Genomic DNA, 19,082 nt, shown 5'->3' with positions numbered 1-19,082 from the left:
ACACGCTGCGGGCCGGCGAAGCTGAAAGGCGGGCAGGTCGTTCGCGCCCGCGCATCAACCGGAGGGACTCCGATCATGCGTCACCTGCGTCTTCCCCTGAGTCACGCGCCGTCGGTCGGCGACGCGTCGTCGCCACCCGGCGCGCCGCGCCGCGCGCGCGGCGGCGCGAGCTGGCTCGTGTCGCCGTCCGTCGCGGTGCTGCTGCTGTGGATGTCGATTCCGCTCGCGATGACGATCTGGTATTCGTTCTCGCGCTACAACCTGCTGAACCCGGACGTGAAGGGCTTCGCGGGGCTCGACAACTACCGTTTCCTCGCGACCGATCCGTCGTTCCTGCCCGCGATCTGGCACACGCTCGTGCTGATCGGCGCGGTGCTCGCGATCACGGTGGTCGGCGGCGTGCTGATGGCCGTGCTGTTCGACCGCAAGTTCTACGGGCAGGGTGTTGCGCGCCTGCTCGCGATCGCGCCGTTCTTCGTGATGCCGACGGTGTCCGCGCTGATCTGGAAGAACATGATCCTGCATCCGGTATACGGGCTCGTCGCGAACGCGATGCGCGCGCTCGGGATGACGCCGATCGACTGGTTCGCCGATTACCCGCTCACCGCGGTGATCATCATCGTCGCGTGGCAGTGGCTGCCGTTCGCGTTCCTGATCCTGTTCACCGCGATCCAGTCGCTCGACCAGGAGCAGAAGGAAGCCGCGCGCATCGATGGCGCCGGCCCGATCGCGATGTTCTTCTACATCACGCTGCCGCACCTGAAGCGCGCGATCGCCGTGGTCGTGATGATGGAGACGATCTTCCTGCTGTCGATCTTCGCGGAAATCTATACGACGACCGGCGGCGGCCCCGGCGACGCAACGACCAACCTGTCCTACCTGATCTACGCGCTCGGCCTGCAGCAGTTCGACGTCGGCCTCGCGTCCGCGGGCGGCATCATCGCCGTCGTGGTCGCGAACGTCGTGTCGTTCTTCCTCGTGCGGATGCTCGCGCGCAACCTGAAGGGAGAGTACGAGAAATGAGCGACCTGACCTTCGAACGCCGGCGCGTGCCGGCCGTGTTCGACCTCGTGCGGCGCGCGCTGCCCGGCACGCTCGCGTGGCTGATCGCGCTGCTGCTGTTCTTCCCGATCTTCTGGATGGCGATCACCGCGTTCAAGACCGAGCAGCAGGCGTACGCGTCGACGCTGTTCTTCGTGCCGACGCTCGACAGCTTCCGCGAGGTGTTCGCGCGCAGCAACTACTTCGCGTTCGCGTGGAATTCGGTGCTGATCTCGGCGGGCGTCACGGTGATCTCGCTGCTGTTCGCGGTGCCGGCCGCGTACGCGATGGCGTTCTTCCCGAACCACCGCACGCAGAAGGTGCTGCTGTGGATGCTGTCGACGAAGATGATGCCGTCGGTCGGCGTGCTCGTGCCGATCTACCTGCTGTGGAAGAACGCGGGGCTGCTCGACACGGTGTCGGGGCTCGTGATCGTCTACACGCTGATCAACCTGCCGATCGCCGTGTGGATGACCTTCACGTACTTCAACGAAATTCCGAAGGACATCCTCGAAGCCGGGCGGATCGACGGCGCGTCGACATGGCAGGAGATCGTCTATCTGTTGATGCCGATGGCGCTGCCGGGGCTCGCGTCCACCGCGCTGCTGCTCGTGATCCTGTCGTGGAACGAGGCGTTCTGGAGCATCAACCTGTCGAGTTCGAACGCCGCGCCGCTGACCGTGTTCATCGCGTCTTATTCGAGCCCCGAAGGGTTGTTCTGGGCGAAGTTGTCCGCGGCTTCCCTGCTGGCCGTCGCGCCGATCCTGATCGTCGGCTGGCTGTCGCAGAAGCAGCTCGTGCGCGGGCTCACGTTCGGGGCGGTCAAATGAGCGTGAATATCCTGATCTGCGATTGCGACGGTGTGCTGATCGACAGCGAGGCCGTGGCCGCCGACGTGATCGTGCGCGAGCTCGATGCGCGCTGGCCGGGCGTCGACGCGCGGCCGGCCGTGATGCCGCTGCTCGGGCTGCGCATCGAGCGCGTGCTGGCCGGCGCGGGCGAGGCCGTCGGCCGCACGCTGTCGGCCGCCGACGTCGAGGCGATCCGCCGCGCGGTCGAGGCGGCCGCCGTCAACGCGCCGATGGTCGAAGGCATCGACACGGCGCTCGCCGCGATCCCGTTGACGACGGCGTGTGCGAGCAACAGCTATCGCGCGTACGTCGAGGCGGCGCTCGCACGCACGGGCCTCGCGCGTTTCTTCGGCGACCGGCTGTTCTGCGCGGATTCGGTTGCGCGGCCGAAGCCGGCGCCCGACGTGTATCTCGCGGCTGCGCGCACGCTCGGCGCGGCGCCCGCACACTGCCTCGTCGTCGAGGACAGCGTGACCGGCATCACCGCGGCGGCCGCGGCCGGCATGACCGTGCTCGGCTTCGTCGGCGGCGGGCACGCGTCGGCGGCCCAGATCGACGCGCTGCGCAGCATCGGCGCGCGTCACGTATTCGACGACATGCACGAGCTGCCCGGCTACGTCGCGCGCTGGCAGGCGACGGGCGCGGTGCTGCCGAACTAGCAACGATTGCGCGCTGCCGGCAAGGCGGCGCATCACGAACGAACGGAGACAGATCATGGCAAGCGTGCTCCTGCGCAACATCGCGAAGCGCTACGACGACACCGAAGTGCTGCGCAACGTGAACCTCGACATCGCCGACGGCGAATTCGTCGTGTTCGTCGGGCCGAGCGGCTGCGGCAAATCCACGCTGATGCGGATGATTGCGGGCCTCGAGGATATTTCGAACGGCGACCTGCTGATCGATGGCGCGAAGGTCAACGACGTGCCGAGCGCGAAACGCGGCATCGCGATGGTGTTCCAGTCGTATGCGCTGTACCCGCACATGACGCTGTACGACAACATGGCATTCGGCCTCAAGCTCGCGGGCGCGAAAAAGCCCGAGATCGACCAGGCCGTGAAGCAGGCCGCGAAGATCCTGCACATCGATCACCTGCTCGACCGCAAGCCGAAGCAGCTGTCGGGCGGCCAGCGGCAGCGCGTCGCGATCGGCCGCGCCATTACGCGCAAGCCGAAGGTGTTTCTGTTCGACGAGCCGCTGTCGAACCTCGACGCCGCATTGCGCGTGAAGATGCGGCTGGAATTCGCGCGGCTGCACGACGAGCTGAAGACGACGATGATCTACGTGACGCACGACCAGGTCGAAGCGATGACGCTCGCGGACAAGATCGTCGTGCTGTCAGGCGGCGCGGTGCAGCAGGTCGGCACGCCGAACGCGTTGTATCACGCGCCGGCGAACCAGTTCGTCGCGGGCTTCATCGGCTCGCCGAAGATGAACTTCCTGAAGGGCACGGTCGAATCGGCCGATGCGGGCGGCGTGCTCGTGCGCTTCGACAGCGGCGAGACGCAGCGCGTCGCGGTGGAAGCGGTGGGGCTGCAACGCGGCGCCGCGGTGACAGTCGGCGTGCGGCCCGAACACCTGCTGGTCGATGCAGCCGGCACGGGCGTTGCCGCCCGGACGATGGCCGTCGAATCGCTCGGCGATGCCGCGTACCTGTATGCGGAGTCGGCCGTTGCGCCGGACGGGCTGATCGCGCGGATTCCGCCGCTCGACACGTATCGCACCGGCGAGGCACTGCGCGTGCACGCTCAGGCCGAGCACTGTCATCTGTTCGACGAGCACGGTCAGGCGTTCCGCCGGCTGAGCGCGCACGCAAACGCCGCGTGACGGGCGGCGCCGGCGCCGCTCAGATGCGCAGGTGTTCGGCCATGTAGTCGACGAACGCACGCAGCTTCGGCGTCGGGTGCCGGCCCGACGGCCACAGCACGTAGACCGGCGTGCAGCTCGCGACGTGTTCGTCGAGCACCGCGTGCAGCGTGCCGTCGGCGAGCGCGTCGCGCACGAAGAAGATGGGCAGGCACGCGATGCCGAGCCCGCGCAGCACGAAGCACAGCCGCGCTTCCGCGCTGTTGCTGACCATCGCGACCGGCACCTCGGGCAGCGTGCCCGCGCGCGGCGCGCGCAGCGGCCAGGTCTCGAGCTTGCCGCTGGTCGGGAAGCGGTAGTGCAGGCAGCGGTGCTGCGCGAGATCGGCCGGCGTGCGCGGTGTGCCGTGCCGGTCGAGATAGTCGGGCGACGCGACGAGGTGCTGGCGAAAGTGGCCGAGCAGCCGCGACGACAAGCGCGAATCCGACGGCTGGCCGGTGCGCAGCACCGCGTCGAACCCTTCGTCGACGACGTCGACGAGCCGGTCGCTGAAATCGATGTCGAGTTCGATCTCCGGATACGCGGCCATGAAATCGGCGAGCACCGGCAACAGCAGCGTGCCGATCGTCGGCAGGCTCACGCGTAGCCGCCCGCGCGGCGCTTCCGCGCTGTGCGTCAGTTCCTGTTCGGCCGCGTCGATCTCGGCGATCACGCGCCGGCACCGTTCGAGAAAGCGTGCGCCTTCGGCCGTCAGCGTGATGCTGCGCGTGCTGCGGTGAAAGAGCCGCACGTTCAGGCGCGCCTCGAGCCGCGCGATGCGCTTGCCGATCGCCGATGCCGACAGCCCGAGCGCGCGGCCCGCCGCGACGAAACTGCGCGTTTCCGCGACCTGAACGAACACGACGAAGCCGCCCAGATTTTCCATGCAGGTTCCCGATTGCGGACTTCCACGTCCGGATTGTCCGGAACTCTAACCCGGTTTTTCTTCTTGCGTCGGCTCCCTACGATGAGCGCTCGTTCACCGTATGAGGTCACGTCATGTCATCCCTGCCTGTCACCGCTTTCCGCGTGGCACCGGACGCCGCGTTGCGCCACCGGCTCGACGACGCACTCGATCGCGCGCTCGCCGACGAGCGCATGGTCGGCGCGGTCGTGCGGGTCGCCCAGGACGGCGAGCTGCGCTATGCGCGCGCCGTCGGGCTCGCCGATCGCGAAGCCGGCACGCCGATGCGGGAAGACGCGCTGTTCCGTCTGTCGTCGGTCACGAAGCCGGTCGTGGCGGCCGCCGCGATGCGGCTCGTCGCGGCGGGACGCATCACGCTCGACGAACCGGTCGCTCGCTGGTTGCCCGAATTCCGCCCGACGTTGACCGACGGTACGCCTGCCGTCATCACGTTGCGTCATCTGCTGTCGCATACGGCCGGCCTCGGCTACCGCTTCCTCGAAGCGGACGGCGACGGCCCGTATGCGCGCGCCGGCGTGTCCGACGGAATGGATCGCGCGGGGCTCTCGCTCGCCGAAAACCTGCGGCGCATCGCCAGCGTGCCGCTGCAGTTCGCGCCAGGCACGTCGTGGGGCTATTCGCTCGCGCTCGACGTGGTCGGCGCGCTGATCGAGGCGGTCGACGGGCGGCCGCTCGCCGACGCGGTGGCCGAGCGCGTCACGACACCGCTCGGGATGACCGACACCGCGTTCGTCGCGCACGACGCCGCACGCTTCGCGACGCCATACGTGACCACGCCGGGCGCGCCGCGCCGGATGGCGGACGTCGATCTCGTACCGGTGTTCGACGGCACGATCGGCATCCGTTTCGAGCCGGCGCGCGTGTTCGATGCCGATGCCTGGCCGTCGGGCGGCGCGGGGATGGCCGGCACCGCGCGCGACTGCGTGACGCTGCTCGACGCGTTGCGCACGGGCCGCGACGGCTGGCTCGACCCCGCATGGGGCGACGAGATGGCGCGTGTCCAGCCGGGGGCGCGCGAACTGCCGGACGCGCCCGGTTTCGGCTTCGGGCTCGGCTTTTCGGTGTTGCGCGATCCGGCCGCCGCGCAGTCGCCGGAGTCGGTCGGCACCTGGCGCGGCGGTGGCGCGTACGGGCATACGTGGTTCGTCGACCGCGCGGCCGGACTGACGGTCGTCGCGCTGACCAACACGCTGTACAAAGGCCTCGACGGACGGATCGTGACCGCGGTGCGCGATGCGGTCTACGGCGTCGAAACCGGGAGCGCGTCATGAGCGATTGCCCGTTGATGGACGACCGGGTTGCCGGCCAGCCGGCGCCGGCGAGCGAACGCCTGCCGGTCTCGAACCTGCTGGCGCTCGCGACGGCCGGCTTCATCACGATCCTCACCGAAGCGTTGCCGGCGGGCCTCTTGCCGCTGATGAGCGCCGACCTGCGCGTGCCCGAGGCGCTGATCGGCCAGCTCGTGACCGTGTATGCGCTCGGCTCGATCGTCGCGGCGATTCCGCTCGTTGCCGCGACGCGCGCGATGCGGCGTCGCGGCCTGCTGCTCGCGGCGCTGGCCGGCTTCGTCGTGTCGAATGCGGTGACGGCCGTGTCGCCGTACTACGCGCTCACGCTTGCCGCGCGCTTCGTCGCGGGCATGGCGGCCGGGCTGCTGTGGGCGCTGCTGGCCGGCTATGCGAGCCGGATGGTCGATGCGTCGCTGCGCGGCCGCGCGATCGCGGTCGCGATGCTCGGCGCGCCGGTGGCGATGTCGATCGGTATTCCGGCCGGCACCGCGCTGGGCGCGGCGTTCGGCTGGCGCGTCGCGTTCGCGGGCATCACGCTGGCGGCGCTTGCGCTGATCGGCTGGATCCGCGTGCGCGTGCCCGACTATCCGGGGCAGCCGGCCGGCGCGCGCGAGCCGGTGCTCGGCGTGATGGCGCTGCCCGGCGTGCGGCCGGTGCTGACGGTGATGTTCGCGTACGTGCTCGCGCACAACATGCTGTACACGTACGTCGCGCCGTTCCTCGCGGGCGTGCGCATGGGCGCGCAGGTCGATGTGGTGCTGTTCGTGTTCGGCATCGCGTCGCTGGCCGGCATCGCGCTGACGGGTGCATGGATCGGCGCCGCGCAACGACGCCTGACGCTCGCCAGCATCGCGCTGTTCGCGCTGGCGGCCGCGCTGCTCGGCGCGGGTTCCGGGATGACGGTCGTCTATGCGGGCGTCGTGCTGTGGGGGCTCGCGTTCGGCGGCGCGCCGACGCTGTTCCAGACGGCCACCGCGAACGCGGCCGGGGAGTCGGCCGATGTCGCGCAGTCGATGCTCGTGACGGTATGGAATCTCGCGATCGCCGGCGGCGGCATCGCGGGCGGGATGCTGCTCGGCGCCACGGGTGCCGGCGCGATTCCGTGGGTGCTCGTCGTGCTGCTGGCGGCCGCGTGGGTCGGCGCGTGGCGCGCGCGCCGGCATGCGTTTCCGGCGCCGCGCGCGGCCTGAGACAGCGCGTTCGACGGCGGCGTCAGGCCGCCTTCGCGTCGAGCGCGGCGCGTGCGCAGGTTTCGTCGGTGACGAGCCCCGACAGCCAGCCGCCACGCAGTGCGGCAATCACCGCGTCGCGTTTTTTCGGGCCGCCGGCGAACGCGATCGTCGGCAGCTTCGGCGGCGTGGCGAGCGCCACGCTCGTCACGCGCGCGCTGGTCGACACGGTGATCTGCGTACCCTGCGCGTCGATCGGCACGCCGAGCAGTTCGGCCACCGCGCCGAGCGCAGTCATCTCGTCGCGCTCCTGCTCGGTGATGAAGCCGTCTTCGTAGAGCGGGCAGTGCGGGCCGATGTTGCCGATCCCGACGAACGCGACGTCGGCTTCGCCCGACAGCGCCTCGACGATCCGGTACAGCCGGTGATTGCACCACTGCGCGCGTTCCGCGTTGCTGTCGGCGAACAGCGGCGCGGGCAGCAGGAAATGCTTGCTGCCGGTTTTCTCGGAGATGTACTGCGCGACGTCGTAGCGGTTCGACGAACCGTCGGCCGCGATCGCGCCGACCATCGACACGAGCCGGTGCTGCGGGCGGTCGATCTGCGCGATCTGCGCGACCGCGGCCTTCAGCGTCCGGCCGCTGCTGACCGCGATCACCATCGGCCGGGTTTCGTTCAGGTAGCGCTCCATCACCTGCGCACCGGCGACCGCGAGCTTGCGGTCGATCGCGTCGGGCGCATCGGTGTCGACGGGCACGACTTCGCACATCGCGAGGCCGTAGCGCTTCGACAACTGCGCGCCGAGATCGAGGCAGTCGGCAAGCTGGTGGTCGACGCGCACGCGGATCAGGTTCTTCTCGACCGCGAACGCGACGAGGCGCTGCGCGACGGGACGCGATACCTGCAGCTTTTCGGCGATTTCGTTCTGCGTGTCGCCCGCGACGTAATAGAGCCACGCGGCGCGCGTGGCGAGATCGAGTTTTTCTGAGGACTTGGACACGATAGCGATTCGGTTCGGATCTGGGGGCCGCCCCGCGGACCGGCCGGCGGGCCGCATGACGGCATCCACTGTACCGCATGTCGCGCGCGCGGCCGACGGCCGGGCGCACGGCCGCGGCGCCTACGCGAGTCGTGCGCGCGACGGTTCGTACAGCGGGCGCACGTGGCGGTACAGCGTCCGGAATGCGTCGAGGCGTTCGCGCAGCAGTGCATGGCGGGCGGCGTCCGGTGCATATTCGGCGCGCACCGGCGGCTTGGTCAGCACCGTATGCGGATCGCCGCCGGCGGCCAGCCAGCCGAGCCGTGCCGCCCCCAGCGCCGCGCCCGTTTCGCCGCCGCCGATCTGGCGCGTGCTGACGTTCAGCGCGTCCGCGATCAGTTGCGCCCAGAACGCGCTGCGCGCGCCGCCGCCGATCAGCGACAACCGGTCGGTTTCGACGCCGGCCGCGTGCAGCGCGTCGAGGCCGTCGGCAAGGCCGAGCGTCACGCCTTCGAGCACCGCGTAGCCGAGGTGCGCGCGTTCGGTCGCGTGCGTCATCCCGAAGAACACGCCCTGCGCGTACGGATCGTTGTGCGGCGTGCGCTCGCCGGACAGGTAGGGCAGGAACAGCGGGGCCGTCGCGAGCGCGTTGGGGTCGAGCGCCTCGACTTCGGCGAGCAGCGCGGGCTCGTCGGTGCCGGTCAGCTTGCAGACCCAGCGCAGGCAGCTCGCGGCCGACAGCACGACGCTCATCAGTTGCCAGCGATCGGGAATCGCGTGGCAGAACGCGTGCACGGCCGATGCGGGATTCGGCATGAAGCGGTCGCCGACCACGCTCAGCACGCCGGACGTGCCGAGCGATACGAAGCCGTCGCCCGCATGGATCGCGCCGATGCCGAGCGCGCTCGTCGCGTTGTCGCCGCCGCCGCCCGCGACCAGGACGGCCTCCGACAGCCCGAGTTCGCGGGCGACGTCCGCACGCAGCGTGCCGGACGGCGCGTTGCCCTCGACGATGCGGGGCATCTGGTCGCGCGTCATCCCGCACGCGGCGAGCAGCGCGTCGGACCAGTCGCGGCGCGCGACGTCGAGCCACAGCGTGCCGGCGGCGTCCGATGGATCGGACACTTTCGCGCCGGTCAGCCGGAACCGCAGGTAGTCCTTCGGCATCAGCACGCACGCGGTTGCCGCGAACACGTCGGGTTCGTGCTTCGCGACCCACAGCAGTTTCGGCGCGGTGAAGCCGGGCATCGCGAGGTTGCCGGCCAGTGCATGGAGATCGGGCGCGCGCTCGGTGAGCAGTGCGCATTCGTCGGCGCTGCGCATGTCGTTCCACAGGATCGCGGGCCGCAGCACGCGATCGTCGCGGTCGAGCAGCACGGCGCCGTGCATCTGGCCCGACAGGCCGATGCCGCGCACCTGCGCGAACGCTTGGCGGTGCCGTTCGCGCAGCGCCGCGAGCGCGGCGAGCGTGCCGTGCCACCAGTCGTCCGGATGCTGCTCGGCCCAGCGCGGGTGCGGCCGCGACACGGTGAACGGCGAGCCGGCGGTGCCGACGACCGCGCCGTCCGGGGCGAGCAGCAGCACCTTCACTTCCGAGGTGCCGAGGTCGATGCCGAGATACATGAGCGATCCGTTCCGTCAGAGAGGAGCCGCTACTTTAGCCGTGCCGCCCGGCCTGTGCCAAGCGGGTTCGCCCGGCCGGGCGGCCGGGCGCCGGCGTGCGCGCATCAGCGCGCCGCGAGCCATGCGTCGACGCGCGCGAGCCCGGCGCGCAGCGCCTCGAACAGCGCCGCGTTGCCCGCGAGCGAGCCCCACAGCGGGCGGCTTGCGCACAGCGCGACGGCCGGGTCGTCGGCGTCGACGATCGCGCGCGCGGCGCTGTCGTCCATCACGCCGTCCTGGTACGCATATGGCAGCGTGCCGCGCGCCCAGCGTTCGAGAAAGCGCAGGAACAGCGCGGGCAGCACCGCGGTGGCGACCGGCGCCGCGCCGCGCGCGAACGATTCGACGAGCGTCGGCGCGATGAAGCCGGGGATCTTCGAGAAGCCGTCGGCGGCGACGCGCTGGTTCGTGTCGAGCACGTACGGGTTGCCGAAGCGCTCGAGCACGACGTCGCGGTAGCGCGCGAGATCGAGCGGGCTGGGCGTGAGGCACGGGATCACGTCCTGCGTCACGTAGTCGTGCGCGAAGCGGCGGATCGCCGCGTCGTGCGTGCCTTCGTGGATGTAGGTGTGGCCCGCGAGCGTGCCGGCCCACGCGATGCAGCTGTGGGTCGCGTTGAGGATGCGGATCTTCGCTTCCTCGTACGGATGCACGTCGTCGACGAGCTCGGCGCCGGCCAGTTCCCAGCGCGGCCGGCCGGCCGCGAAGCGGTCCTCGATCACCCACTGGATGAACGATTCGCCCATCACCGGGCACGCATCGTCGAAGCCGGTGGCCGCGCGCACACGCTCGCGCACGTCGGCGGTCGGGCGCGGCGTGATGCGGTCGACCATCGCGCTCGGCGTCGCGACGTGCGCGTCGAACCATGCGAGCAGGTCGGCCTGCCCGCGCCGTTCGAGGAATTCGCGCATCCCCGCGCGAAAGCGCGCGCCGTTGTTGCGCAGGTTGTCGCAGCTCTGCAGCGTGAGCGGGCCCGCGTCACGCTGCGCGCGTTCGGCGAGCAGCGCCGCGAGCGCACCGTACAGCGTCGTGCGCGCGCCCTGCAGGTCGGCGGCGAGATCGGCGTTCGCGAGGTCGAGCCGGTTGTGTTCGTCGAGGTAGTAGCCGCCTTCGGTGACGGTGAACGACACGATCCGGCAGGCCGGGTCGGCGCCGGCGTCGATCAGCGCGGCGAGGTCGAGCGACCACGGCAGCACCCGCGTGATCGCGCGGATCGTCTCGTAGGCGCGTTCGCCTTGCGGCGTGACGGTTTCGAGCGTGTATTCGCCGTGCTGCGCGGCGAGCGCGTCCATCGTCGCGCGCATGTCGTCGCGGATGTTGCCGACGCTCAGCGACCAGCGTTCGCCGGCCGGCACGGCCGCGTTCACGCGATGCAGATACCACGCCTGGTGCGCGCGGTGAAACGAGCCTGCGCCGATGTGCAGCAGCACGGGCGCGCGGGCGGAGGACGATTCGCTCATCCGGTGTCTCCTGTTCGTGCCTGTCTTTCCAGTCGAATACGATCATTTGCTCTTTGTGTGAGCGAATGATCGTATTCGGGCGAGCGAAAGTCAAGGCGGGGAAACGGCATTTCGATGGTGCGCTGCGGTGGCGCGCGGCCAGGGCGAGCGCGAAAGGCCGGACGGAAAAACGGCGTCAGCGCCCTTCGCGCGTCAGCGCGACGAGTTCGTCGAGCAGCTTGCCGGCCGGCCCCGGCAGGATGCCGTGGCGGCGCCGGAACGCGGTGAGCGTGCGCACCGCGACGACTTCACGCACGGGCAGCGTATCGATCGTGCCGGCGCGCTGTTCGGCGCCGTACATCGGCTCGGCCATCCAGCTCAGGAAGCCCGCGTGCGCCACGAGGCTCTTCAGCGTCGTGACCGAGCGCGTTTCGACCGCGATGTCGGGCAGCGCGAGCCCATGCGCGTCGAAAGTCGCGCGCATGTGGTCGAACGGCGCGGTGCCGCGCGGCGGAATCGCCCAGCGCGCGTGCAGCGTATCGGCGAGCGTCGGCGCGCGGCCGAGCGCGCGCAGCGGATGGTGCGGCGCCGCAACGATGTGGCTGCGATCTTCCCAGCGGCATTCGGGAATCGCGACGATCTCGTCGGTATCGGGCCCGTGCGCGGACAGCGCGAGATCGATCTCGTGCTTGTTCAGCCCTTCCGCGAGCCGGTCCCACACACCTTCGATGATCTCGACACGCAGGTTCGGCCAGCGGTCGAGCACGCGGCCGACCGCGACCGGCAGCACGAGGCTCGCGATGCTGCCCACCGTGCCGACCTTGATCGTGCCCTTCGCGAACCCGCGCATCGCGTCGAGCTCCTCGCGCGCATGCTCGGCCTCATGCTGCAGCAGCGTCGCATGCGGCAGCAGCGCTTCGCCGAACGCGGTGAGCTGCACGCCCTTCGAGTGGCGCTCGAACAGCGGCGCGCCGACCTGATCCTCGAGCCGCTTCAGGATCCGGCTCAGCGCCGGCTGCGTCACATGCAGCGCGTCGGCCGCGCGGCCGAGGCTGCCGCACGCGACGATCGTCGTGAACGCGCGCAATTGTCGGAGATCGAAAGTCATGCCGGAACGTAATGGCTTTGGACAGAAAATACAGTATCCGAGAATGGCTTGCACTTCGATACTGTGGAAACCGCCAAGCCATCGAGGAGACACCCGAGCATGTCCGGCCATCCGCCCCCATCCGCCGCACCGATCACCGTACGCGATTCGGTCATCGACCTGTTTCGCCAGTTCGGCATCGACCGCGTGTTCGGCAATCCCGGCTCGACCGAGCTGCCGATGTTCCGCGACTTCCCGGACGATTTCCGCTACGTGCTCGGCCTGCATGAAGCCGTCGTGGTCGGGATGGCCGACGGCCATGCGCAGGCCACCGGCAATGCGGCGGTCGTCAACCTGCATTCGGCGGCAGGCACCGGCAACGCGATGGGCAACCTCTTCACCGCATTCAAGAACCGTACGCCGCTGATCGTGACCGCGGGCCAGCAGGCGCGTGCGACTTTGCCGTTCGATCCGTTCCTCGGCGCGACGCAAGCCGCCGAGCTGCCGAAGCCGTACGTGAAATGGAGCATCGAGCCTGCGCGCGCGCAGGACGTGCCGGCCGCGATCGCGCGGGCGTACCGCATCGCGATGCAGGAGCCGCGCGGCCCCGTATTCGTGTCGATTCCGGTCGACGACTGGGACCAGCCGGCCGCGCTGCTGCCGCGCCGCGACGTCAGCAGCGTCGTGCGGCCCGATCCCGATGCGCTGGCGCGGCTCGGCGACGCGCTCGACGCCGCGCGGCGTCCCGCACTCGTGGTCGGCGCGGCCGTCGATCGCGCCGGTGCGTGGGACGACTTCGTGCGGCTCGCCGAGCGGCACCGTGCGCGCGTGTACGTCGCGCCGATGTCGGGGCGCTGCAGCTTCCCCGAGGATCATCCGCTGTTCGCCGGCTTCCTGCCCGCGATCCGCGAGAAGATCGTCGCGCGGCTCGACGGGCACGACCTCGTGTTCGCGTTCGGCGCGCCCGCGTTCACCTATCACATCGAAGGCTTCGGTCCGCACGTGCCGCCGGGCGCGACGCTCGTGCAGCTCGTCGACGATCCGGGCGTCGCCGCGTGGACGCCGTCGGGCGATGCCGTCGTCGGCAACCTGCGGCTGGCCGCGCGCGACCTGCTGGCGCGCCCGGCGCCGCTCGAGCGGCCGATGCCCGCGCCGCGCGCGCCGCGCGTGCGCGTCGACGCACCCGCTGCAGGCGAGCGCATGTCGGTCGCATTCGCGCTGCAGACGCTTGCCGACGTGCGCGACGCGCACGACATCGTCGTCGAGGAGGCGCCGAGCGCGCGGCCGGTGATGCAGGAACACCTGCCGTTCACGCGCAGCGGCACGTTCTACACGATGGACAGCGGCGGGCTCGGCTACGGGATGCCGGCCGCCGTCGGTGTCGCGCTTGCGCACCCGGCGCGGCGGGTGATCGGGCTGATCGGCGACGGCTCGAGCCTGTATTCGATCCAGGCGCTGTGGAGCGCCGCGCAGCTGAAGTTGCCGATCACGTTCGTGATCCTGAACAATCGGCGTTACGCCGCGCTGCAGGATTTCGCGCCCGTGTTCGGCTTCGGCCCGGACGACCCGGTGCAGGGCACCGATCTGCCGGGCCTGGATTTCGTCGCGCTTGCGCAAGGGATGGGCTGCCGCGGTGTGCGCGTGTCCGATGCGGCGCAATTGCGCGACACGCTGACCGACGCGCTGCGCGCCGCGACGCCGGTCGTCGTCGAAGTCGAGATTGCCTGACGCGCCCCGCGCGCGTCCTTCCGGAGAATTCATGCAAACCGTATCGATGCTGATCGACGGCGAACGCCGTCATGCGTCCAGTGGCGCGACCTTCGTGCGCCGCAATCCGCTCGACGGCGAAGTCGCGTCCGAAGCGCCCGCATGCACCGTCGACGATGCGCGTGCGGCGGCCGACGCGGCCGCCCGCGCGTTTCCCGGCTGGGCCGCACTCGGCCCCGGCGCGCGTCGCGCGCTGCTGCTGAAGGCGGCCGCCGCACTTGAAGCGAAGCACGAGCAGTTCGTCGCCGCGATGGCGGCCGAGACGGGCGCGTCCGCGCTGTGGGCCGGCTTCAACGTGCACCTCGCCGCGAGCGGGCTCGTCGAGGCCGCGTCGTTGACCACGCAGGTCGGCGGCGAGCTGATTCCGTCCGACGTGCCGGGCTCGCTCGCGATGGGCGTGCGGCAAGCGGCCGGCGTCGTGCTCGGCATCGCGCCGTGGAACGCGCCGGTGATCCTCGCGACGCGCGCGCTCGCGCTGCCGCTCGCATGCGGCAACACGGTCGTGCTGAAGGGCTCGGAGCTGTGTCCCGTCACGCACGGGCTGATCGTCGAGGCGCTGCAGGAAGCCGGGTTGCCGCCGGGCGTCGTCAACTTCGTCACGAATGCGCCCGACGACGCAGGCACCGTCGTCGATGCGTTGATTGCGCATCCGGCCGTGCGCCGCGTGAATTTCACGGGCTCGACGCGTGTCGGACGGATCGTCGCCGAAGCCTGCGCGCGCCACCTGAAACCGTCGGTGCTGGAGCTTGGCGGCAAGGCGCCGTTCGTCGTGCTCGACGATGCCGATCTCGACGCGGCGGTCGCGGCGGCCGCGTTCGGCGCATTCGCGAATTCCGGGCAGATCTGCATGTCGACCGAGCGCATCGTCGTCGATGCGTCGATCGCCGATGCGTTCGTCGCGAAGCTCGCCGACAAGGCCGCGTCGCTGCCGCTCGGCGATCCGCGCAACGGGCCCGTCGTGCTCGGTTCGCTGATCGACATGAAGGCCGTCGAGCGCTGCAACGCGCTGATCGACGATGCACTCGCGCATGGCGCGACGTTGCTGTGCGGCGGCAACGCGGACAGCACGCTGTTTCCCGCGACGCTGCTCGACCATGTGACGCCCGCAATGCGCATCTATGCGGAAGAATCGTTCGGCCCGGTGAAGGGCATCGTGCGCGTCGACGGGGAGGAGGCCGCGATCCGCTGCGCGAACGACAACGCATTCGGGCTGTCGTCGGCCGTGTTCAGCCGCGACGTCGCGCGTGCGCTGCGCGTCGCGGCGCGCATCGAATCGGGCATCTGCCACGTGAACGGCCCGACCGTGCACGACGAGGCGCAGATGCCGTTCGGCGGCGTGAAGGACAGCGGCTTCGGCCACTTCGGCGGCAAGGCCGGCATCGCCGCATTCACGGACCTGCGCTGGATCACCGTGCAGACCGCGCCGCGCCACTATCCGTTCTGACGAGGCTGCCGACGATGAGGATCGCGATTCTGGGAGCGGGCGCGATGGGCTCGCTGTTCGGCGGGTTGCTCGCCGAAAGCGGTGAGGCCGTCACGCTGATCGACGTGAACGACGCGCATCTCGACGCGATTCGCCGCGACGGGCTGCGCATCGACGACGACCACGGCGAGCGACGTATCCGCACATTGCAGGCCGTGCGGCCGGAAGCGGCGAACGCCGAAGCGCTTGCGTCGCCCCATGCACCGTTCGACCTGCTGATCGTTTTCACGAAGTCGCTGCACACGCGCGCGGCGCTCGAAGGCGTGCACGCGCTGCTGACGCCGGACACGGCCGTGCTGACGCTGCAGAACGGGCTCGGCAATGTCGAGGCGCTGAATGCGTTCGTGCCGCTCGACCGCATCCTGGTCGGCGTGACGACGTGGCCGGCCGATGCGGCCGGGCCTGCACACGTGCGCTCGCACGGCGCGGGCACGATCCGCATGATGACGGCCGACGGCGCGGTACGCCCGTTCGCGGCGACCGTGGCCGATGCGCTGTCGCGCGCGGGGCTGGCGTGCACGCTCGACGCCGACGTGTGGGCCGCGATCTGGGAGAAGGTCGCGTTCAACGCGGCGCTCAACACGCTGTGCGCGGCGACCGGCTGCACGGTCGACCAGCTCGGCAATCATCACGACGGGCCGCGGCTCGCGCTGGCGATCGCGGCCGAGACCGCAGCGGTCGCGCGTGCGAAAGGGATCGCCGTCGATGGCGAGCGCATCGCGCGCAACGTCGAACATGCCATTCGCGAACATCGCGGCCATCGCCCGTCGATGTTGCAGGACGTGCTGGCGGGCCGCCGTACGGAAATCGACGCGATCGGCGGCAAGGTCGTCGCGGCCGCGCGTGAAGCGGGTGTCCCCGTGCCGCATGCGGAGACGATGCTCGCGCTCGTCCGGCTGATCGACGCACGGATGAACTGAGCATCAGGCCGGCGGCCGGCTGGCGCCGCATGACGAGCCGCGCGCACGACCTATAGCCGATGGCGCCGGATCGACACGGATGGGACACCGCGCGGGCACCGGCGCATCGACGTCGGCCGCGCTGCAAGCGATCCGGGCACGCGTGCGCGCGCCAGCCCGGGCAACTGGAGACGCCATGAAAGCCATCGAATGCCGTTGTCTTGCCGCGCGCCGGTCGCGCACGTTGCCGCCGATGGGCGGTGCACGGGAGGCCGCATGAGCACGCGCGACGGATTGCCGACGCCGTCGGTCGACATCGGCACGACGCTCGACGACGGGCCGTTCACGACGATGCAGCGCTGCGTGGTGCTGCTTGCCGCGCTCGCGATCGTGCTCGACGGCTTCGACGGCCAACTGATCGGCTTCGCGATTCCGGTGCTGATCCGCGAATGGGGCATTACGCGCGGCGCGTTCGCGCCGGCCGTCGCGGCCGGGCTGATCGGGATGGGCATCGGCAGCGCGTGCGCGGGGATCGTCGCGGACCGCTTCGGCCGCCGCCAGGCCGTGATCGGCAGCGTGTTCCTGTTCGGCATCGCGACCTGCGCGATCGGCTTCGCGCCCGACGTCGCGGCGATCGCGGTGCTGCGCTTCGTCGCGGGGCTCGGGATCGGCGGCGCGCTGCCGACAGCCACGACGATGACGGCCGAATACACGCCTGCGCGGCGCCGGACGATGATGGTGACGGCAACGATCGTCTGCGTGCCGCTCGGCGGCATGCTGGCCGGCCTGTTCGCGCACGAGGTGCTGCCGCGCTACGGCTGGCGCGGGCTGTTCTTCGCGGGCGGCGCGCTGCCGCTCGTGCTTGGTTTCGTGCTCGTGCGCGCGCTGCCGGAATCGCCGCGCTATCTCGCGCGGCGTCCCGCGCGCTGGCCGGAACTCGCCGCGCTGCTCGCCAGGATGCAGCGGCCGGTCGCACCGGGCACCGTGTTCACCGACATGAAGGACGCGCGCGCGGCCGGCGGCCGCAGCGGCTTCGGCGCGCTGTTCGCGAGCGGTCAGGCGCGCGACACGATCGCGCTGTGGTGTGCGTTCTTCATGTGCCTGCTCGCGGTGTACGCGGCGTTCAGCTGGCTGCCGACGATGCTCGCGGCGAGCGGGCTGAGCGTGTCGGTCGCGGGGGCGGGGCTCACCGCGTACAACCTCGGCGGCGTGATCGGCGCGCTGCTGTGCGCATGGGCGATCGCGCATGCGGGGTCGCGCTGGCCGCTCGCGCTGTGCAGCATCGGCGGCGCGGCGAGTGCGGTGTGGCTGATGGGGGTCGATGCCAGCCGCCATACGAGCTGGCTGATCGTCGGGCTCGGCCTGCACGGGCTGTTCGTCAACGCGGTGCAGTCGACGATGTATGCGCTTTGCGCGTACATCTATCCGACGGCCGTGCGTGCGACGGGCACCGCGAGTGCGCTTGCGTTCGGCCGGCTCGGCGCGATCCTCAGCGCGTTCGCGGGCGCAATCGTGATCACGACGGGCGGCGCGGGCGCGTATCTGACGATGCTGGCCGTCGCGATGGGTGTCGTGTGCATCGCGCTGCTCGCGGTGCGGCGGCACATTCCGCGGCTGTCGCGCACGCAGGCGGCGCCGCGCGAAGGGGAGGAGCTGGCCCGCACGTCGTCGTGACGGCGGGCGCGGGACGCGCGTTACAGCGTGGTGCGCACGTGCCAGAGTTCCGGGAACAGCACGACGTCGAGCATCTTGCGCAGGTACGGCGCGCCGCTCGTGCCGCCGGTGCCCTGCTTGAAGCCGATGATGCGTTCGACCGTCGTCACGTGACGGAAGCGCCACTGGCGGAACGCGTCTTCGAGGTCGACCAGCTCCTCGGCCATCTCGTACAGCTCCCAGTGTTGCTGCGGGTGGCGATACACCTCGAGCCACGCGGCTTCGACGGTTTCGTCGTGCCGCGTCGGCTGCGTCCAGTCGTGCTCGAGCCGCTCGGGCGCGATCGGGAAACCACGCCGCGCGAGCAGGCGCACGACTTCGTCGTAGAACGACGGCGCTTCGAGCGTTGCGCGCACCTGTTCGAGGATGTCGGGCCGGTGCGCGTGCGGCTGCAGCATCTGCGTGTTCTTGTTGCCGAGCAGGAATTCGAGCTGCCGGTACTGGTACGACTGGAAGCCGGACGACTGGCCGAGATACGGACGCATCGCCGAGTATTCGGACGGCGTCATCGTCGACAGCACGCTCCACGCCTGAACCAGCTGCTCGAGAATCCGCGACACGCGCGCAAGCATCTTGAATGCGGGCGGCAGCGCGTCGGTGCGCACCGCGTCGAGTGCGCCGCGCAGTTCGAACAGCGCGAGCTTCATCCACAGCTCGCTCGTCTGATGCTGGATGATGAACAGCATCTCGTTGTGATCGGGCGACAGCGGATGCTGCGCGTCGAGGATCGAATTCAGCGACAGGTAGTCGCCATAGCTCATCGACTTCGAGAAATCGAGCTGCGCGTTGTGCCAGCCGGCATCGCCCGGCACGTGCGGCGCCTCGTGCGCGGCCTGCGCCGGTTGTGCGGCGCGTGCGCCCGAGAACGGGCAGCCCGCCGGCGCGTCTTCGCCGGGTGGCTGCATATGACCAGAATTCACGACTCTCTCCAGATTT

The 19,082-nt window shown here is 70.3% G+C and carries 16 protein-coding genes; 10 read left to right on the top strand and 6 right to left on the bottom strand.

The annotated features are described in order from the left end of the window. The first annotated feature begins 75 nt into the window (after positions 1-75). Genes ACWMMN_RS13775 through ACWMMN_RS13760 form a run of 4 tightly spaced genes read left to right on the top strand, consistent with a single transcriptional unit; the run spans position 76 to position 3,716 of the window. Positions 76-1,023, top strand: coding sequence for a carbohydrate ABC transporter permease (locus ACWMMN_RS13775; protein ID WP_059233333.1), 948 nt, complete (start codon positions 76-78; stop codon positions 1,021-1,023). Next, positions 1,020-1,871 carry a carbohydrate ABC transporter permease gene (locus tag ACWMMN_RS13770; protein WP_059233334.1) on the top strand — a complete coding sequence of 284 codons (852 nt, stop codon included), beginning with the start codon at positions 1,020-1,022 and terminating at the stop codon, positions 1,869-1,871. The genes ACWMMN_RS13775 and ACWMMN_RS13770 overlap by 4 nt, the downstream gene beginning before the upstream one ends. Continuing rightward, positions 1,868-2,551, top strand: coding sequence for an HAD family hydrolase (locus tag ACWMMN_RS13765; protein WP_059233335.1), 684 nt, complete (start codon positions 1,868-1,870; stop codon positions 2,549-2,551). The genes ACWMMN_RS13770 and ACWMMN_RS13765 overlap by 4 nt, the downstream gene beginning before the upstream one ends. A 55-nt stretch (positions 2,552-2,606) precedes the next feature. Further along, positions 2,607-3,716: an ABC transporter ATP-binding protein gene (locus ACWMMN_RS13760; RefSeq protein WP_486422759.1), complete on the top strand. Its 1,110-nt coding sequence runs from the start codon at positions 2,607-2,609 to the stop codon at positions 3,714-3,716. 19 nt (positions 3,717-3,735) lie between these two features. On the opposite strand, the gene ACWMMN_RS13755 is transcribed toward ACWMMN_RS13760, so the two are convergent. Then, positions 3,736-4,620 (bottom strand): LysR family transcriptional regulator, encoded by an 885-nt coding sequence (locus tag ACWMMN_RS13755; RefSeq protein WP_174994291.1) that lies wholly within the window; start codon positions 4,618-4,620, stop codon positions 3,736-3,738. 113 nt (positions 4,621-4,733) lie between these two features. Here ACWMMN_RS13755 and ACWMMN_RS13750 point away from each other — a divergent pair, with 113 nt between their 5' ends. Continuing rightward, complete coding sequence (locus ACWMMN_RS13750) at positions 4,734-5,930, top strand: serine hydrolase domain-containing protein (RefSeq protein ID WP_340624410.1); 1,197 nt, start codon at positions 4,734-4,736, stop codon at positions 5,928-5,930. Then, positions 5,927-7,138, top strand: coding sequence for an MFS transporter (locus tag ACWMMN_RS13745; protein ID WP_340624409.1), 1,212 nt, complete (start codon positions 5,927-5,929; stop codon positions 7,136-7,138). Before ACWMMN_RS13750 ends, ACWMMN_RS13745 begins: the two co-directional genes overlap by 4 nt. Before the next feature lie 22 nt (positions 7,139-7,160). Here the strand turns inward: ACWMMN_RS13745 and ACWMMN_RS13740 are convergent, their stop codons facing one another. The 4 genes from ACWMMN_RS13740 to ACWMMN_RS13725 form a co-directional block, all read right to left on the bottom strand. Further along, complete coding sequence (locus tag ACWMMN_RS13740; RefSeq protein ID WP_081051894.1) at positions 7,161-8,174, bottom strand: sugar-binding transcriptional regulator; 1,014 nt, start codon at positions 8,172-8,174, stop codon at positions 7,161-7,163. A gap of 63 nt (positions 8,175-8,237) precedes the next feature. Beyond that, positions 8,238-9,719, bottom strand: coding sequence for a xylulokinase (gene xylB / locus ACWMMN_RS13735; RefSeq protein ID WP_174994288.1), 1,482 nt, complete (start codon positions 9,717-9,719; stop codon positions 8,238-8,240). A 104-nt stretch (positions 9,720-9,823) separates the two neighbouring features. Continuing rightward, complete coding sequence (gene dalD / locus ACWMMN_RS13730) at positions 9,824-11,218, bottom strand: D-arabinitol 4-dehydrogenase (RefSeq protein ID WP_174994287.1); 1,395 nt, start codon at positions 11,216-11,218, stop codon at positions 9,824-9,826. A 175-nt stretch (positions 11,219-11,393) separates the two neighbouring features. Then, positions 11,394-12,305, bottom strand: a complete 912-nt coding sequence (locus tag ACWMMN_RS13725; RefSeq protein WP_174994286.1) for a LysR family transcriptional regulator — start codon at positions 12,303-12,305, stop codon at positions 11,394-11,396. Positions 12,306-12,404: 99 nt separating this feature from the next. Between ACWMMN_RS13725 and mdlC the strand changes: the two genes are divergently transcribed. From mdlC to ACWMMN_RS13705, 4 genes are all read left to right on the top strand, one after another. Next, entirely contained in the window at positions 12,405-14,012 is a 1,608-nt protein-coding gene (gene mdlC, locus ACWMMN_RS13720) for a benzoylformate decarboxylase (RefSeq protein ID WP_486422758.1), read from the top strand. Positions 14,013-14,043: 31 nt separating this feature from the next. Then, on the top strand, positions 14,044-15,495 hold the full coding sequence (locus ACWMMN_RS13715) for an aldehyde dehydrogenase (RefSeq protein ID WP_340624405.1): 1,452 nt from the start codon (positions 14,044-14,046) through the stop codon (positions 15,493-15,495). A gap of 14 nt (positions 15,496-15,509) precedes the next feature. Beyond that, a complete protein-coding gene (locus ACWMMN_RS13710) occupies positions 15,510-16,454 on the top strand; it encodes a ketopantoate reductase family protein (protein WP_256085223.1) in 945 nt (314 codons plus the stop codon). 255 nt (positions 16,455-16,709) lie between these two features. After that, positions 16,710-18,107, top strand: a complete 1,398-nt coding sequence (locus ACWMMN_RS13705; protein ID WP_059233347.1) for an MFS transporter — start codon at positions 16,710-16,712, stop codon at positions 18,105-18,107. A 20-nt stretch (positions 18,108-18,127) separates the two neighbouring features. Here ACWMMN_RS13705 and kynA read toward each other — a convergent pair whose 3' ends face one another. Beyond that, entirely contained in the window at positions 18,128-19,051 is a 924-nt protein-coding gene (kynA, locus tag ACWMMN_RS13700; protein ID WP_059233348.1) for a tryptophan 2,3-dioxygenase, read from the bottom strand. Between the last annotated feature and the right edge of the window lie 31 nt (positions 19,052-19,082).

The organism is Burkholderia cepacia complex sp. TUM26381, from assembly GCF_057439935.1.
This window is presented reverse-complemented; position numbering and strand designations above follow the sequence as displayed.

Excerpts from the sequence above, each read along its gene's own strand:
- kynA (WP_059233348.1), bottom strand. The coding sequence starts at position 19,051 with ATGCAGCCACCCGGCGAAGACGCGCCGGCGGGCTGCCCGTTCTCGGGC.
- ACWMMN_RS13705 (WP_059233347.1), top strand. The coding sequence starts at position 16,710 with ATGAGCACGCGCGACGGATTGCCGACGCCGTCGGTCGACATCGGCACG.
- ACWMMN_RS13750 (WP_340624410.1), top strand. The coding sequence starts at position 4,734 with ATGTCATCCCTGCCTGTCACCGCTTTCCGCGTGGCACCGGACGCCGCG.
- mdlC (WP_486422758.1), top strand. The coding sequence starts at position 12,405 with ATGTCCGGCCATCCGCCCCCATCCGCCGCACCGATCACCGTACGCGAT.
- ACWMMN_RS13770 (WP_059233334.1), top strand. The coding sequence starts at position 1,020 with ATGAGCGACCTGACCTTCGAACGCCGGCGCGTGCCGGCCGTGTTCGAC.
- ACWMMN_RS13760 (WP_486422759.1), top strand. The coding sequence starts at position 2,607 with ATGGCAAGCGTGCTCCTGCGCAACATCGCGAAGCGCTACGACGACACC.
- ACWMMN_RS13745 (WP_340624409.1), top strand. The coding sequence starts at position 5,927 with ATGAGCGATTGCCCGTTGATGGACGACCGGGTTGCCGGCCAGCCGGCG.
- ACWMMN_RS13755 (WP_174994291.1), bottom strand. The coding sequence starts at position 4,620 with ATGGAAAATCTGGGCGGCTTCGTCGTGTTCGTTCAGGTCGCGGAAACG.
- ACWMMN_RS13765 (WP_059233335.1), top strand. The coding sequence starts at position 1,868 with ATGAGCGTGAATATCCTGATCTGCGATTGCGACGGTGTGCTGATCGAC.
- ACWMMN_RS13710 (WP_256085223.1), top strand. The coding sequence starts at position 15,510 with ATGAGGATCGCGATTCTGGGAGCGGGCGCGATGGGCTCGCTGTTCGGC.
- ACWMMN_RS13740 (WP_081051894.1), bottom strand. The coding sequence starts at position 8,174 with ATGCGGCCCGCCGGCCGGTCCGCGGGGCGGCCCCCAGATCCGAACCGA.
- ACWMMN_RS13775 (WP_059233333.1), top strand. The coding sequence starts at position 76 with ATGCGTCACCTGCGTCTTCCCCTGAGTCACGCGCCGTCGGTCGGCGAC.
- ACWMMN_RS13715 (WP_340624405.1), top strand. The coding sequence starts at position 14,044 with ATGCAAACCGTATCGATGCTGATCGACGGCGAACGCCGTCATGCGTCC.
- xylB (WP_174994288.1), bottom strand. The coding sequence starts at position 9,719 with ATGTATCTCGGCATCGACCTCGGCACCTCGGAAGTGAAGGTGCTGCTG.
- ACWMMN_RS13725 (WP_174994286.1), bottom strand. The coding sequence starts at position 12,305 with ATGACTTTCGATCTCCGACAATTGCGCGCGTTCACGACGATCGTCGCG.
- dalD (WP_174994287.1), bottom strand. The coding sequence starts at position 11,218 with ATGAGCGAATCGTCCTCCGCCCGCGCGCCCGTGCTGCTGCACATCGGC.